Here is a 14,393-nt window from a genome sequence, read left to right on the forward strand (position 1 = left end):
GAAAATTCATTCCAATACACTCTTGACCTCTGTACGTTCCATACAAAAAAACCGTCCGGAAAAAGTCAAGACTTGTGTATCCCGGCTGTAGAAGCCTGCCAAGTACAATGGTATACTCTTCATATAAATAATAATGTCTGCTCCTCATGGGAAAGGAGGAAATACGAATGACAGATCATGAAAAACTTTATGAAGAAAGAAAAAAACGTGTAGAAACAGCCGTCTCAAACCGGGAACCGGATAAGGTGCCAAACACGCTTTTAGTGGGCACCTACCCTCTTCACAAGGCGGGGATCACAATGGCCGAGAGTATGGTTGACCATGAAAAGGCCTGCCGTGCCATGCTGGCCTTCTATGAAAAATACGCTTACACAGATACCGGGAGCATCAGCAATTTCACCCCTGCCGCAAAGGTCCTGGAAAATCTGGGTATGAAAAATGCCCGCTGGCCCGGCGACCCCAAAGGCCTGGACGAAAACAACACCTATCAATTTATAGAATTCCCCACCTTAAAGGACGGGGAATACGATGAATTTTTCAGGGACCCGGCAGGATTCTGGCTGACAAAGCACCTGCCCCGTACCATGGAGATCTTTGAACCGCTGGCTGACCTGGATTATTATGATCTGATCGTGGGAGGCGCCCAGCAGATGCTCACATCTCCCCAGGCTGTCCATGTTTATAAGCGTCTTTTAGCCGCCGCTGAAGAGGCGCAGAAAATGAATGCGGTTATTGGAACGTATGACAAAAAGCTCAGGGGACTTGGCTACTATTCCATCATGGGCGGAGGTTCTGCCACGGCTTTTGATATGCTTGGCGATACCTTGAGGGGAACTTTTGGCATGATGCCGGATTTGATCGAAGAACGGGACAATGTAAAACATGCACTTGATATTTTTGCAGATCTGCATATAAAGCAAAGCCTTGGATTCTGTCAGGCAACCGGCAGCAGATACGCATGGGTCATGCTACACAAAGGATTTGACAATTTTATCAGTGAGACGGATTACAAAGAACTGTACTGGCCTTACCTGCAGAAATGGATCCTTGCGCTGATCGACCACAATATCACACCTGTAGTCTATACAGAAGGCGCTTATAATACAAGGCTGACATACCTGAAAGAGGTGCCGAAGGACAAGGTGGTATACCATTTTGAGAACGTAGATTTAAGATTGGCAAAAAAAGAACTGGGGGATACAGCCTGTCTTATGGGCGGCTTCCCGGTATATACGGTAAGGTACGGCACACCGGAACGTATCAGAGAAGAAGTGAAAAAGCATCTGGAGATCATGGCCCCCGGCGGCGGCTACTTATTCACAACCGGCTACTCCCTGGAGGACTGTCCTGAAGAGAATATGGAAGCCCTCTTAGAAGCGGTTGACCGGTATGGAAAATACTAAAACATCTTCCTGTTTTTGGCTCTTCATGCCAAAATGCGGCACCCCATTTTTAACTAATGGGGCGCCGCATCTTTTTCTTCCTGTTTTTAATCCAACACTTTTTTCCTGAATGCATGGACGGATATAAAATAAATGATACTGAATATAAGCAAGATAGCGGCTGCGCTGTATACATTGATCCTAAACAGATCCTCTTTCATTACAGTACCCACCGCATGGATGGCAAAATAAGAAGTCAATACCATAAGGACAAAGGGACAGTAGTAAGTGAAACGAATCTCATTTTTCATGGATTTATAAAGGGTTCCCCGCTGGATCCCTATTTTCTGCAGCACTTTGTAGCGCTCCGCATCTTCCGCCGCCTCATTGTTCAGTTTGATAAAGATAATACTTCCGCAGGCCAGGATAAACGTCGCGAACATGAATACACAGAGGGAGTACATAACACGCACCCAGGCCCCTTCCTTGTCTTCTGTGCGGATCAGATTGACACCTACAAATCTCTCTTTGTCCGTCTTTGCCAGAGATTTAAGATAGGGCACCGAAGCTTCCAGATTGTCAGGATCCTGGAATTTAAAGCTGTATATATACATGACTTCTCCCAGGTGCTTCAGATTTTCATATTGGGCATCGCTCACCACATAGACACTCAGACCATTCTGCAGATCTCCCAGATATGGAACATCACTCTCCGCGATTTGTCTGAACTCCCGGTCACCGATGGTTACCGTTTCATTTTCTTCCGGCATGAAGCTCATGAGCATAATATGGGTCAGGTGAATACATTCATCGTCTTTCAGCTTTGCATATTCATAGGAAAGGCCGGATTCCTCGGCAGCTTTTTTTAAGGCAGATTCTGAAGTGATGCCGTAATTGGCACTCACATATTTTGAATGGAGTTTTTCCGGGTCAAGAGCCAGAATGGGGATACTGCTTCTGTACTTTACCTGATTCTCCTCCTCTATCCCTTTCTGTATCTCATCCACGTCCGCCTCTTTTGCAGCTACGATCTGGCAGGTGTACGTGGTCCTGAAATGTTCCGACCTTTCATACCTCTGTTTCAGAGCCATAGAACTTCCCAGGACTGTCACAGAACAGATCATAAGCACTGTCACGATGGCATAGGTTCTGTAATTTCGCTTCAGACGGAAAGCCAGGTTGTTCATCCACAGATTTCTCTGCTTTTGATAGAGATACTGCTTGTTTTTTGTAAGTCTTCTGACCAGCCAGGGGATCAGGCCTCCGTACAAGAAATAGGTGCCGGCAATGACCAGGATAACCGCAGCCAGGGCATAGCCGAGACTGTCAATATCACCAGTCTTAACCGCGCAGTAATACCCTGCCCCCAAAACACCCACACCCAGAATGATCTTAAAAGCTGTCAGAACAACCGGTTCCGGCTTCATCTCCTTTTGTTTCGCACCCGAAAGCATATCCAATACACTGCTTCTTACAAGGGATACATATCCTTTCAAGACCATAAGACCATAAATTGCCATGAAGACGCCGGACGTCACAAGCACAGGCTTCAGAGAAAAAGAGAATTTAATATCCACGCTGATATCTGAAATGCGCAGCAGCATCATCTGGAAGAACTTTGAAAATACAACACCGGCTCCCAGTCCCGCTGCCAGGGAAAACAGTCCGGAGAATAAAGCCTCCAGAGCATACATTTTTCCGATCCTCTTGTTGTCCAGCCCCATGAATATATAAATGCCGATCTCTTTTTTCCGCTGATTCAAAAATACATTGGTAGCATACCAGATAAAGAAAAATAAAAACACACCGAATATCACGGATAATGCTCTCACGATCAAGTCTATATACTCTTTATTATAGGTGTTCAGTACCGTCATGGAATCTGAATATAGGACACACTGGAAGTTAAAAAACACAAACACAGAGAATGCCAGCGCCAGGACCAGAGAAAGGTAATTTCTGAGATTCCGTTTAAAATTTGACACAGTCAGCCGAATCAGACTCATTCCCTCTCACCTCCCATAGACGCCAGAAGTTTCAGAATCTCATCATAGAAAAGCTTTCTGTCCTCCTTGTTGTTCAGCCTGCACTGAATCTGCCCGTCACTTAGAAAATATACCTGTTTTGCGTAGCTGGCTGTGTAGGCATCATGTGTTACCATAAGAATCGTGGCTTTCCCTGAGTCATTGGCAGCTTTCAGGCTGGAGAGCAGATCCCGGCTGGAATGGGAATCCAGCGCTCCTGTAGGCTCATCGGCAAAGAGTATCCGCGGCTCTGTGATCAATGCCCTGGCACTGGCACCGCGCTGTTTCTGGCCCCCGGAGAGCTGGTATGGGTATTTGTTCAGATGGGCGGACAGGCCGAACATATCTGCCATTCTGTCCACTTTCTCCAGAATATCTTTGCTCTTTTTCCCATTCAGAGACAGCGGAAGTGCGATGTTGTCCTGCAGTGTCATGTTGTCCAGAAGATTATACTCCTGAAAAATAAATCCAATCTTATCCCTGCGGATCTCAGAGAGCTGCCGGTTTCCAACCCTTGTCACATCGGCCCCGTCCAGGATGATCTGTCCTCTGGAAGGTTTGTCCAGAGTTGACAGCAGATTCAATAGGGTGGATTTTCCGGCACCACTTGGTCCCATGATCGCAATAAAATCATGTTCGTAGATATCCATGGTCACATCTTTCAGCACGATTGATTCATACCCTTTGCGGCCATAAGTCTTTGTTAAATTTTTTATTTCTACTATTTTTTTCATTTCCTCAGCTCCTTTGCTTTTCTGTAACGGTTCAGTACCCTCACAGTTGCAGGCAAAAATCCATGTAAAACCGCCTTTGGCGATGGGATTTTTACTTGGCCGTGGTACACTTTCTTACGGTCAGCGCAGGGAATGCGCAGACCTACTGAATCGTTACGTTTTTCTTTACATTCTGATTGTAGCAAAACAGGAGCGGGAAATCCTTGCATCTGTCTAACACCTTTCCTCTGTTTCTAACATTTCTGCAAGGTTTGCTCTGCTTCTTCCAGGAAAAAATGCTCCGCATCATTCTGAAAGGTAAAAGTGAACCTGGTATTGTTTTCCCATGAAGATGCCCTGATCCCTATCCCCAGCCTGTCTGCTGTCTGTTTTACAAAGTACAGTCCCATCCCTGTGGAGCGGTAGCTGCCATTCCTCTGGCTGCTTCCAATAAAGCCTTTGTCAAAAATATAGGGAAGTTCCTCACCGGATATGCCGCAGCCATTATCCTGGATCCAGAAATCCGTACATCCCGGCGAAGCAGTCTCAGCGCCGAAGGTGAGCGCAGGCGTTTCTCCCCGGTATTTGACCGCGTTGCCGATCATCTGGTCCAGCATATACACCAGCCATCTGCGGTCGGTGTAGACAGCAATATCCTTTAGATGCATCTCTATGGCAAAATTATGGCGTATCAGAAAGTAAGAATGATTTTTTACAGCCTCCGCAGCGGCTTCTTTGAGACTGACTTTTTCAAGCTTTATGTCATTCTCCGGCTTTTTCAGCTTACTGCTCATCAGCATGGTGTTGAGATACTGCTGTATCCGCTCCAGGGAATCCCGCATTTCCTCCTGCAAAACCCTGTCCTGATTTCTCTCATTCATCAGCCGCAGGGCAGAGAGGGGCAGCTTTACTTCATGTGCCCAAAGGGTAATGTAATCACTCAGTTCCAGTATTTCATTATAGAGACTTTGTATCTTTTCCTCATCTGCTTCCTTTCTCCGGCACCATATCTCATAAGGCTGGTGCCCCAACAGCTTTTTTATCTCTTCTTTCGGTATATCCTGCTCACAGGCAAGCGTTCTGCATAACCTTCTGTATTTTCTGTAGTCAGCCAGAAAAACGGTCACAGCAAGCACTGTCCCTATAACATCCAGATAAAGCAGATCACTTATGTTTACCCTGGTGGCACAGATAACACCGAAATACAGATTGACAAACAAAAACGCCACGAAAAAAAGCAGTATGGCAGGGATTCTGTCCTCCAGATACGTTTTCATAATATATAATATCCCCTTCCTTTTTTGGTACCAATGATCTCCTTTCCGCCTGATATATCCCGAAGCTTACTTCTAAGCCGTGAGACCAGAACGGTCAGAGACGCATCTGTGACAAACTCATCCGTGTTCCAGAGATGCTGCATCAGTTTTTCACGTTCCACTACTTTTCCCCTGCACTCCATCAGGGCACACATGATCTTATTTTCAGACTTTGTCAGCTCCACGGATCGATCTTCATAGGTAAAGACCCCTTCCCCGCTGTCATAGTACCCTCCGTCAGCCAGATACTCCCTGTCATTTTTCCGGTATTCATAGGCACGTCTTATCATGGAACGGATCTTGACAAGCAGCAGTTCCGGATCAAAGGGTTTTTCCATATAATCATCTCCGCCGGATGCCATGGCCATGATTTTATCGGCATTCATCTCCCGGCTGGAGAGAAACAGGACCGGCACATTGGAAATAGTTCTGATCTTTTCACACCAGTAAAATCCGTCGTGATAAGGCAGATTGATATCAAGGAGGATAAAATCCGGCTTGATGCGCATAAACTCTTCCTCCACATGTTCAAAAGCTCTGATATATTCTGTATCAAACTCCCACTTTCTGCAGAGAAGGCAAATTTCTCTGGCCAGGGATAAGTCATCTTCCACTATCATGATCTTCATATTGCTCTGCTCCTTCTCACTGTTTTCTGTCATAATTATAACTTATTTTTTCTCTTCCTCCCAGTGTTTCCAGGTATCTTGCAAAAATGTTAGATTCAACTTTTAATGCACCGTACAACTCCAGCCGGCCCGTCATTTTTGTTACCCCGAAATGTTCACAAGACTTTCCTGTATAACAAAAAAACGGATCACAGGACAAATCCCTGTAACCCGTTAATAATCTTTACAGCCCTAATTTTTCCACAATTTCTTTCAGCGCTGCCCGCACCGGTGAGTCCCCGGGAAGCTGTACCGTAGGCTTGCCGTCACAGTCAAATTGGTAAACCATATCATCATGGGGAACTACACCCAGAAGGTTTAAGTTCTGCTTTTCAATCTCTTCCATGGTTCCTGCGTCCAGTGTGCCTTCCGGCGCCCGATTTACGATCAGCCCCATTTTCTGAGGTTTTAAATTCAGTTCCTCGATCAGACGTGCGATCCTTCCCGCTGCCTGTACCCCTCGTCTGGAACAGTCGCTTACCAGAACTGCAGTCTGCATGGTGGGAAGGATGCCGCGGCTGATATGCTCCATCCCTGCCTCATTGTCCACAACAATATAGGGATAATGACTCTGGAGTCTCTGAAGCTGTGTCTGGACCAGTCCGTTTACAAAACAGTAACACCCCTGTCCCTGGCTGCGTCCCATTACCATTAGATCATAATCATCTTCCTCTGTGATCGCATCGGCCAGTCTCATTTCCAGATAGTCCTGTTTGGTCACACCTGCTGGGATCTGATACCGGCTGTCAACTCCCGCGCGCTCTATTTCCTCCCGCAGTTCCCCTAAAGTGATCTCTGTCTCAACTCCGAGAACTTCATTTAAATTTGAATTTGCGTCTGCATCCACTGCCAAAACCGGTTTCTTGCCGCTCTCACACAAATACTGTATCAGCAGACCACACAAAGTTGTCTTACCTACGCCGCCTTTTCCGGCTACTGCTATTACATGTCCCATATATTTTCCTCCAAATTTCTGAACAACCTGTTGATTTCTTTCTATAATTGATTATAATTGTAATTATGAAAATTACAATCATCAATAATAGGAATCTGTTCATATTATCAACAGATCTGGAAAATTGTTGATATCTGATAACAACGGAGGCACTCATGGAAACCAAAGAACGAAAAGAAGACCGGCGCACAAAATACACCCGGCAGGTCATCAAGGATACCTTTCTGAAACTGCTGGAGAAAAAAGCTTATCCTAAGATCACGGTCACGGAAATCTGCAAACTGGCAGAGATTAACAGAGGTACTTTTTACCTGCACTATTATGATATGGATGATGTGCTGGACGACATTCTGACGGAAATGCTGGAGGATACCAAGAGCGTGGAGGAACATCTCATGTGCCCCGGGCGTGCTGCTTCCAACTGCACATTTCCTTTTTGCCATAAGGTCCACAACACCCCCAGATACCAGGTGCTTTTTCTGGATGATATCATTTCCTCCAAAATCATTGAGAAGATAGCTAATGTTTATAAAGAAGGCTATGTGACCTGGCTGATGTCACACAGCCTGCTTACTTTTGAACAGGCGGAAGCTGTCTTTTATTTTCAGATGAACGGTTGTCTCACCATCAATAAACTGACCATCCGCAACCGGTGCGGCGATTGGCGAAAGATACAAAATACCATAGATTCCTTTATCAAAGCCGGATTGGAAAGTTTTCTTATTCATGATGGAAGGGATGAAACGCAGTGACTCACATGCAAAGTACATCAGGATGATTTCTGTGCTGCGTCTGCCGGTGCCATACGGTCCCCGTCATATTGTTTCATCCGCTCCTCCTTCAGCACTGCATACAGTTCCGCATTGACAGCCCCTATATAAGGGCCTGTGTAAAAAATCCCCAGCAATCCCAAGGATAGTATGGTCAGCACCCTCCATCCCAGAAAGGAGACATCCAGAAGAAACGCCTTCCACTTCTGTCCGCGCATCATATCCTCGCTGATCTGCAGCAGCTCCTCGAATTTGATATCCGGATCTTCTGCCAGAATATAGGGTGTCATACGAAACGCATACGTTTTTATAATGCCCGGAATAAAAAGCATCAGAAACCAGAAAAACAGTTCCAGCTGAACCATGAACATGCCTTTCCTGTATTTTTTATACCTGCCCTCAAAGAATCCGGAAAATACCAGGCCCGCTTTAGCCTGTTCCTCTCTGTTCCTGATGAAAAATACGGCTCCCCCCACTTCGATCACGGCAAAGATCAAGATATACAGGATGCCCCGGATCAAAAATCTTTCGATTCCTGTCCGCATCTCCCATGGAACCAATAAATCCGTCCACAGGATTGACACCCAGTTATATTTGTTACCGCGGATCAGGTAGGGGCCTCTGATATCCGTCAGCATGACTGCCAAAACCAGTGAAACCGCAACAGCCGGCCAGTAATTCTTCCGAAGTTTCTCTCTTCCCCGCCTTTTCAGTTCTGCTCTCTTCCACATATCATATACCCTCCCTTTTTGGGGTCAGATATCTCTGCTTCCAATATCTCTGCCTATATTTCCATAATAACAGGCAGGATCACAGGACTTCTCTTGATCTTCTTCCACAAATAATCATCAAGGCTGTCTCTTATTTCTGACTTTATCTGTCCCCACTCTCTGTGATTCTGCTTATCACATTTTTCAATAGCTTTTGATGCCACCTTCTTTAATTCCCGCATAAGCTCCTCGGACTCCCTCACATACACAAAACCTCTGGAAATAATATCCGGACCTGATAAAAGTTTGCCTGTTTTCCGCTCCAGGGTCAGTGATACAATGATAACTCCGTTTTCTGAAAGGCTCTGTCTGTCTCTGAGTACAATGTTTCCCACGTCCCCCACGCCAAGGCCATCCACATAGACACCTCTTGCGGTAACTTTTGATACCACTTTCCCCGTTTCTTCGGAAAGCTCCAGCACATCTCCTGCTTCCAGGATAAATACGTGGTCCTCCTCTGTTCCCAAGTCTTTTGCCAGATTGCCGCCGGCGATCAGATGGCGGTACTCTCCATGCACCGGAATGGCATACTTTGGCTTCAGCAGAGAATAGATCAGTTTGATTTCCTCCTGGCAGGCATGGCCTGACACATGGGTATCCTGGAAGATAACATCAGCCCCTTTCCTTGCCAGTTCATTGACAATTCTTGAGACGGCTTTCTCATTTCCCGGAATAGGGGTGGAGCTGAAAATGATCGCGTCATTAGGCTTAATCACAACTTTTTTATGGGTGGAATCCGCCATTCTTGACAGCGCAGCCATAGCCTCCCCCTGGCTTCCCGTGGTAATGAACACCAGTTTTTCATCCGGGTAGCGGTTCATTTCATTTACGGAAATAAGAGTCTTTTCCGGGATGGTCACATACCCCAGTTCCTCCGCTATTTTAATAACGGTTTCCATACTCCTTCCCTGCAGGATCACTTTTCTTCCATATTTATAAGCCGTATTCATGATCTGCTGGACACGGTCTACATTGGATGCGAAGGTAGCCACAATGATCCGGTTTGTCCTGTTTTCCGCAAAGAGCGTGTCAAACGTCTTTGCAACCTTTGTCTCAGAAGGCGTAAATCCCGGTCTGATGGCATTGGTGCTGTCACACATCACGGCCAGAACCCCTTTCTTTCCTAAAACACCCATCCGCTGCAAGTCAATGGCTTCCCCGAACAGGGGTGTATAATCCACTTTAAAGTCCCCTGTATGGAAAATGATACCCGCAGGTGTATAGATTGCCAGAGCGGAGGCGCCCGCTATACTGTGGTTCGTCTTTATAAATTCCACACGCATCTCTCCAAGATTAATCTGGCCGCCCTGTTTCACCACTCTGCGCTTTGTCTTTTTCATCAGTTTCGCTTCCTCCAGCTTATGTTCAATAAGCCCCATGGTAAGCCTTGTGGCATAGACCGGTACATTGATCTGCGGCAGGATATAAGGCAGTGCGCCGATGTGGTCTTCATGGCCGTGGGTGATCACAAACCCTTTCACCTTCTCTTTGTTTTCAATCAGATATGTCACATCAGGGATCACCTTGTCGATTCCCAGCATTTCATCGTCAGGAAAGGATATCCCGCAGTCGATCACAAGGATCGTGTCATTATACTCAATGGCTGTGATATTCATTCCGATTTTGTCGAGTCCTCCCAGGGGAATGATTTTCACCCGTCCGTTTTGTTTCTTAGCTGTTTTTTTCAATTTATACCTCTTTCTTCATGCTGTCCCTAAATCATTCAACCATAGAACACACACTGCCGTTCTATGGTCATGAATTAGAAAAACAGCCCAATCTGCCATTAAAGACGGATACGGCTGTTTTACCTGTATACTTCAATTTCTTTCTTCACGGACACATACTTTTAGTATAGTATACACTATTAAGTGAAAAAGCACAACTCTTTTATGTTTCTCTGCTGTCCAGGTCCCAGGCAACCCCTTCCAAAAAGGGCACCAGGAAATTTTTGTTTCTCTTTAAAAAGCAGTCGGGATTCAGTTCCTCGTACTTAAAATGTTTCCTTCCGCCCTCCTGCCCTCTCACCCAGAAGCGGTGCATTTCCCGATATGGCATATAGTAAAGCTCATCCCTGTGTGTAAAAAATAATATCAAAAACGCAATGCCCTGCTGCCGCTCAAAGTCACCCATAAATTCCACCTGATGGGCATGGATATTCTGCAGGGGAAAATTATCCGTATTACACTCTTTTGCATCAAAGCAGACGGGAATTCCCTGTACCACTCCGATGTAGTCCACTGTACTTTTTTTTTCAAAATACGCCAGGGTGATATGTCTGCTCTCCTTGTCTATACGGACAGGTGTAATGGGGGTGGGGACTTTCTGTATCAGGGCAAGATTCTTTTCCCTGTAGCGCTCGCATGTCTCATTGATGAAGTCCTCCAGCGCGGAACCGCGCAGGCCTCTGGAATTCCAGGTCGCCATCTCCCTTCCTCCTCACTTGGTATTTTGCTGCTTAAGTTTTTTCAGCCTTACCTTTATTTTATCAGCTTTGGTGACGGGAAGTAACGAAGAACAGCCTTACCCAGAATCTTTTCTTTCTTTACAAAGGTGTTGGTCCAAAAACGGGAATCCTTGGAACGGTTTCTGTTGTCACCCAGCATAAAATAACTGCCTTCCGGCACAACTTCCGGTCCCCAGTTGCCCTGGGGCGGCTCCGGTGTGAAACTGTCATCCAAAGGTGTTTCCGAACCGTCAATATACACCTTTCCATCCCTGATCTCCACAGTCTCCCCCGGCAGTCCGATGACACGCTTAATAAAAAGCTGGGTCTCATCATCCGGGTATTTGAAGATAACAATGTCAAAGCGCTGCGGGTCTTTATTTATGTATGCCAGACGGTTACCGAAGATACGGTCCCCAGTCATGATCGTGTCCTCCATGGATTCTGAAGGTATCTTAGCATTGATCAAAAGCACATTGTTGACTATGAAAACTACAACAACTACAAAAATTATCATTTTTATATATTCCCAGAGTTCTTCCAGAATGGAAGGCCCTATATACTGTTTGCTCATTTCAGTTTCTCCCCTTTGATGACTTTTTTAAATAATGCAGGCAGTTCCGCCGTCAGCTTAAGTCCGGACAGGTAATTAAGCTCTCCCTCAACAGACGGCATCTCAATCCTCCATGCGTGCAGAAGCTGGGAGGATACCTGATATTTTTTCCTGTATACTTCGTTGATCGCTCTGCTGCCGTATTTCATGTCCCCAATAACGGGATGCCCAATACTGGCCAGATGGCTTCTGATCTGATGAGTGCGCCCCGTTAAAAGTTCCACCTCCAAAAGGGTAGCCTTTCCCTCCGGCGAACAGGAGAGAGGACGCAGACGGGTCTCTATGGGAAGTGCGTCCTTTTTTGGTTCTCTTGTCACAGTCACCTTGTTGGTCCGCTCATTCTTCCACAGATACCCTTTTATATAGGATGGATGCTCCACTTTCCCTGATACCAGCGCAAGATAAAATTTATGCAGGCTTCTGTCTTGAAATGCCCGTGAAAGCGTCTGCAGGCCGGCTATGGTTTTACCTGCTGCCACAATGCCGCTTGTATTGCGGTCCAGACGGTTGCAGACAGCGGGATGAAAAGTCTGTAGATCTTCTCTGGTCAGGGCACCCTTTTCCAGAAGGTAGCCTGTCAGATACTCCACCAAAGAGATATCCTTCTTATCCGCCTTCTGGGAGAGCATTCCCACCGGCTTGTTGATGAACAGCACATGGGAATCCTCATAGATAACCTCCAGGCGGCAGGTGTGAATTTCCTCCTGGGTACCCATAAATTTTTCCAGTGTCTCCTCCGCCAAAAAAAGACGGATACGGTCCTCTGCCTGAAGCTTCTCACTGCCGTCAGCCTTCCTGCCGTTCAGTGTGATATTCTTCTTTCTGAGCATTTTATATAGGAAGCTTTTCGGTGCCTCCTTCAGATATTTTGCAAGATATTTATCCAGACGTTGTCCGCTCTCCCCTGCTTTAACTGTCAATTCTCTCATGTATTCCTCCTAGTACAGCATTGCGTAAGTTTCGGTGATAGAGTGCCTGATATTTTCGTCAGTGCAAGGCGCCGAAGCGACGGCGTAGCGGTTCCTACGACTAGCTTCGGCAACGCGGCACTGGCGTAAATAGCGGGTGCTATATCATTGGAACTTATGCAACGCTGTACTAGTGCTCTATCCAGCCAGAAACAAGACCGTCAGCACTGCCTATTTTGCCATCTGCCGCGTTATCGTCAGTCAGTGGAGGACCCACTCCGTTTCCCTCCTCCGCCTTACAGACTGACAAAAGATCCAGCACTGACAGTCCTGTTTCCGGCCGGATGAAGCACTAGAGGGAAATTGCATAAATGGTATGCAGGATCAGTTCATTTCTGGTCAAGTCCGGATATTTTTCATCCGGTGTAAAACGGATATCCTTTTCCAAGGATTCGTGGTGCTCCCACATGGATTCCAGCCGGTTCAGATAATCCGGCAGTTTCCGGAAAATCTTCACATTCACATAGTATCCATTTTGTCTAAGGATGGACTGGATATGCTTCTCCGTAAAAGGTATGTCGGACTTCTCACGGCTGGTATATCCAACCACAGTATTGCCGCATACTGCCATAGAATCCACAAAGGTCTGTTTTTCATATGCGGAAATGACCAGTTCATAACCCAGGGTCAGGCCATTTTTATGCTTTTCGATCTGCTGATAATCCTTCTCGGACATGGGTTTCTGTATATACATCATAATCATGCCCACCGCGAATTTGCAGGCCGGCAGACACGCCACAACAGCAACCACCGTAAAAACCGTATTACGGTTTCCCTTGATAATAAGGCCGGTAAAAAAAACTGAAAGCGGAGCGATAAAGGCCAGTATGGTGTACAGGGTTCTTTTTTTCTTCTGGGAAGTAATATAGCCGAAATCACCTTTTCTGATTTTCTTCTTTTTTTCCATTGAAAATCCGTCTCCTCATAAGTGTCATTTAGAAACAAGGTAATTATTCAGTCCCCGCATGATAACCGCTTCCTTGCGGGATCGTGGGCACCAAACAGTTACAAAACAAGTTCTACAATTTTTAATAATACCCTATGTGGAACAATTTTGCAAAGGATAAAAAAACATTTCATAGAAAATCCATAAATAGAGATTTCTTTTTTTCTGGCAGCATCTATAATAGCCTGGCTTACCACAGCTTCAGGACGGGCAATAAACCTGCGTTTGTAGGAGGGTATACGGCTTTTCCCCCCCATATTCTCCAGAAATTCCGTATCTACCGGCCCCGGGCAGACGATGGTCACTGCAATATACCCCCGCAGTTCCCTGGCAAGTGCCCGTGAAAAACTGAGTACATAAGCCTTTGTAGCAGCATAGACAGCGAATTCCGGCTGGGGAATAAAAGCAGCCGCGGATGCCGTCATGACGATATGGCTTTTCTGCCTCATATACGGCAGAATGATCCTGGTGATCTCCGTCAACGCCCTGCAGTTTAGATCCACCATTCTGGCACAGTCCTCTGTGGGTGTGACCTCCACACTTCTGTGCACCCCGCAGCCCGCGGCGTTTACCAGATATTTTACATAAGGTTTGTATTCCCTCAGCATTTCTTTTAACTTCTTGATACTTTTCTTATCCGTAATATCCATAGGTATGACACGGACTTTTATACAGATTTCCTTCTTCAGCTCCTCCAGAACTTCACCCCGTCTGGCAATGGCCCAGATTTCATCCAGCCAGCCGTAGTTGTATGCAAGCTGGCGCACAAACTCCTTCCCCATACCCGAGGAAGCACCGGTTATGACTGCTATTTTCAAACGA

General features: G+C 46.1%; 14 protein-coding genes. 2 read left to right on the top strand and 12 right to left on the bottom strand.

Translation table 11 applies throughout. The features are described 5' to 3' along the window. The first annotated feature begins 167 nt into the window (after window positions 1-167). Complete coding sequence (locus C6P39_RS24465) at window positions 168-1,403, top strand: uroporphyrinogen decarboxylase family protein (RefSeq protein ID WP_158661685.1); 1,236 nt, start codon at window positions 168-170, stop codon at window positions 1,401-1,403. Window positions 1,404-1,489: 86 nt separating this feature from the next. Here the strand turns inward: C6P39_RS24465 and C6P39_RS24470 are convergent, their stop codons facing one another. The 5 genes from C6P39_RS24470 to C6P39_RS24495 all read right to left on the bottom strand — a co-directional run bounded on the left by C6P39_RS24470 (window position 1,490) and on the right by C6P39_RS24495 (window position 7,058). Further along, window positions 1,490-3,388, bottom strand: coding sequence for an ABC transporter permease (locus tag C6P39_RS24470; protein ID WP_095172895.1), 1,899 nt, complete (start codon window positions 3,386-3,388; stop codon window positions 1,490-1,492). Further along, on the bottom strand, window positions 3,385-4,140 hold the full coding sequence (locus C6P39_RS24475; RefSeq protein WP_095172894.1) for an ABC transporter ATP-binding protein: 756 nt from the start codon (window positions 4,138-4,140) through the stop codon (window positions 3,385-3,387). The genes C6P39_RS24470 and C6P39_RS24475 overlap by 4 nt, the downstream gene beginning before the upstream one ends. A gap of 233 nt (window positions 4,141-4,373) precedes the next feature. Next, entirely contained in the window at window positions 4,374-5,396 is a 1,023-nt protein-coding gene (locus C6P39_RS24485) for a sensor histidine kinase (protein ID WP_104805505.1), read from the bottom strand. Further along, entirely contained in the window at window positions 5,393-6,064 is a 672-nt protein-coding gene (locus C6P39_RS24490) for a response regulator transcription factor (protein WP_095173251.1), read from the bottom strand. Before C6P39_RS24490 ends, C6P39_RS24485 begins: the two co-directional genes overlap by 4 nt. 223 nt (window positions 6,065-6,287) lie before the next feature. Next, complete coding sequence (locus tag C6P39_RS24495) at window positions 6,288-7,058, bottom strand: ATP-binding protein (protein WP_095172891.1); 771 nt, start codon at window positions 7,056-7,058, stop codon at window positions 6,288-6,290. A 155-nt stretch (window positions 7,059-7,213) separates the two neighbouring features. Between C6P39_RS24495 and C6P39_RS24500 the strand changes: the two genes are divergently transcribed. Then, entirely contained in the window at window positions 7,214-7,810 is a 597-nt protein-coding gene (locus tag C6P39_RS24500) for a TetR/AcrR family transcriptional regulator (RefSeq protein ID WP_104805506.1), read from the top strand. A gap of 17 nt (window positions 7,811-7,827) precedes the next feature. On the opposite strand, the gene C6P39_RS24505 is transcribed toward C6P39_RS24500, so the two are convergent. The 7 genes from C6P39_RS24505 to C6P39_RS24535 all read right to left on the bottom strand — a co-directional run bounded on the left by C6P39_RS24505 (window position 7,828) and on the right by C6P39_RS24535 (window position 14,389). Further along, window positions 7,828-8,559: a DUF975 family protein gene (locus C6P39_RS24505; RefSeq protein ID WP_095172889.1), complete on the bottom strand. Its 732-nt coding sequence runs from the start codon at window positions 8,557-8,559 to the stop codon at window positions 7,828-7,830. 53 nt (window positions 8,560-8,612) lie between these two features. Further along, entirely contained in the window at window positions 8,613-10,286 is a 1,674-nt protein-coding gene (locus tag C6P39_RS24510) for a ribonuclease J (RefSeq protein WP_095172888.1), read from the bottom strand. A gap of 202 nt (window positions 10,287-10,488) precedes the next feature. Further along, a complete protein-coding gene (locus C6P39_RS24515) occupies window positions 10,489-11,025 on the bottom strand; it encodes a Holliday junction resolvase RecU (protein WP_095172887.1) in 537 nt (178 codons plus the stop codon). Between the two features lie 53 nt (window positions 11,026-11,078). Continuing rightward, window positions 11,079-11,618, bottom strand: a complete 540-nt coding sequence (gene lepB, locus C6P39_RS24520) for a signal peptidase I (RefSeq protein ID WP_095172886.1) — start codon at window positions 11,616-11,618, stop codon at window positions 11,079-11,081. Further along, on the bottom strand, window positions 11,615-12,586 hold the full coding sequence (locus C6P39_RS24525) for an RluA family pseudouridine synthase (RefSeq protein WP_104805507.1): 972 nt from the start codon (window positions 12,584-12,586) through the stop codon (window positions 11,615-11,617). Before C6P39_RS24525 ends, lepB begins: the two co-directional genes overlap by 4 nt. A 331-nt stretch (window positions 12,587-12,917) precedes the next feature. Continuing rightward, entirely contained in the window at window positions 12,918-13,532 is a 615-nt protein-coding gene (locus C6P39_RS24530) for a hypothetical protein (protein ID WP_095172884.1), read from the bottom strand. 98 nt (window positions 13,533-13,630) lie between these two features. Then, window positions 13,631-14,389 carry an SDR family NAD(P)-dependent oxidoreductase gene (locus tag C6P39_RS24535; RefSeq protein ID WP_095172883.1) on the bottom strand — a complete coding sequence of 253 codons (759 nt, stop codon included), beginning with the start codon at window positions 14,387-14,389 and terminating at the stop codon, window positions 13,631-13,633. Between the last annotated feature and the right edge of the window lie 4 nt (window positions 14,390-14,393).

This window comes from Blautia marasmi (genome assembly GCF_900258535.1).
In the GTDB taxonomy this organism is placed as follows: domain Bacteria; phylum Bacillota; class Clostridia; order Lachnospirales; family Lachnospiraceae; genus Blautia; species Blautia hominis.

Excerpts from the sequence above, each read along its gene's own strand:
- C6P39_RS24465 (WP_158661685.1), top strand. The coding sequence starts at position 168 with ATGACAGATCATGAAAAACTTTATGAAGAAAGAAAAAAACGTGTAGAA.
- C6P39_RS24470 (WP_095172895.1), bottom strand. The coding sequence starts at position 3,388 with ATGAGTCTGATTCGGCTGACTGTGTCAAATTTTAAACGGAATCTCAGA.
- C6P39_RS24475 (WP_095172894.1), bottom strand. The coding sequence starts at position 4,140 with ATGAAAAAAATAGTAGAAATAAAAAATTTAACAAAGACTTATGGCCGC.
- C6P39_RS24485 (WP_104805505.1), bottom strand. The coding sequence starts at position 5,396 with ATGAAAACGTATCTGGAGGACAGAATCCCTGCCATACTGCTTTTTTTC.
- C6P39_RS24490 (WP_095173251.1), bottom strand. The coding sequence starts at position 6,064 with ATGAAGATCATGATAGTGGAAGATGACTTATCCCTGGCCAGAGAAATT.
- C6P39_RS24495 (WP_095172891.1), bottom strand. The coding sequence starts at position 7,058 with ATGGGACATGTAATAGCAGTAGCCGGAAAAGGCGGCGTAGGTAAGACA.
- C6P39_RS24500 (WP_104805506.1), top strand. The coding sequence starts at position 7,214 with ATGGAAACCAAAGAACGAAAAGAAGACCGGCGCACAAAATACACCCGG.
- C6P39_RS24505 (WP_095172889.1), bottom strand. The coding sequence starts at position 8,559 with ATGTGGAAGAGAGCAGAACTGAAAAGGCGGGGAAGAGAGAAACTTCGG.
- C6P39_RS24515 (WP_095172887.1), bottom strand. The coding sequence starts at position 11,025 with ATGGCGACCTGGAATTCCAGAGGCCTGCGCGGTTCCGCGCTGGAGGAC.
- lepB (WP_095172886.1), bottom strand. The coding sequence starts at position 11,618 with ATGAGCAAACAGTATATAGGGCCTTCCATTCTGGAAGAACTCTGGGAA.
- C6P39_RS24525 (WP_104805507.1), bottom strand. The coding sequence starts at position 12,586 with ATGAGAGAATTGACAGTTAAAGCAGGGGAGAGCGGACAACGTCTGGAT.
- C6P39_RS24530 (WP_095172884.1), bottom strand. The coding sequence starts at position 13,532 with ATGGAAAAAAAGAAGAAAATCAGAAAAGGTGATTTCGGCTATATTACT.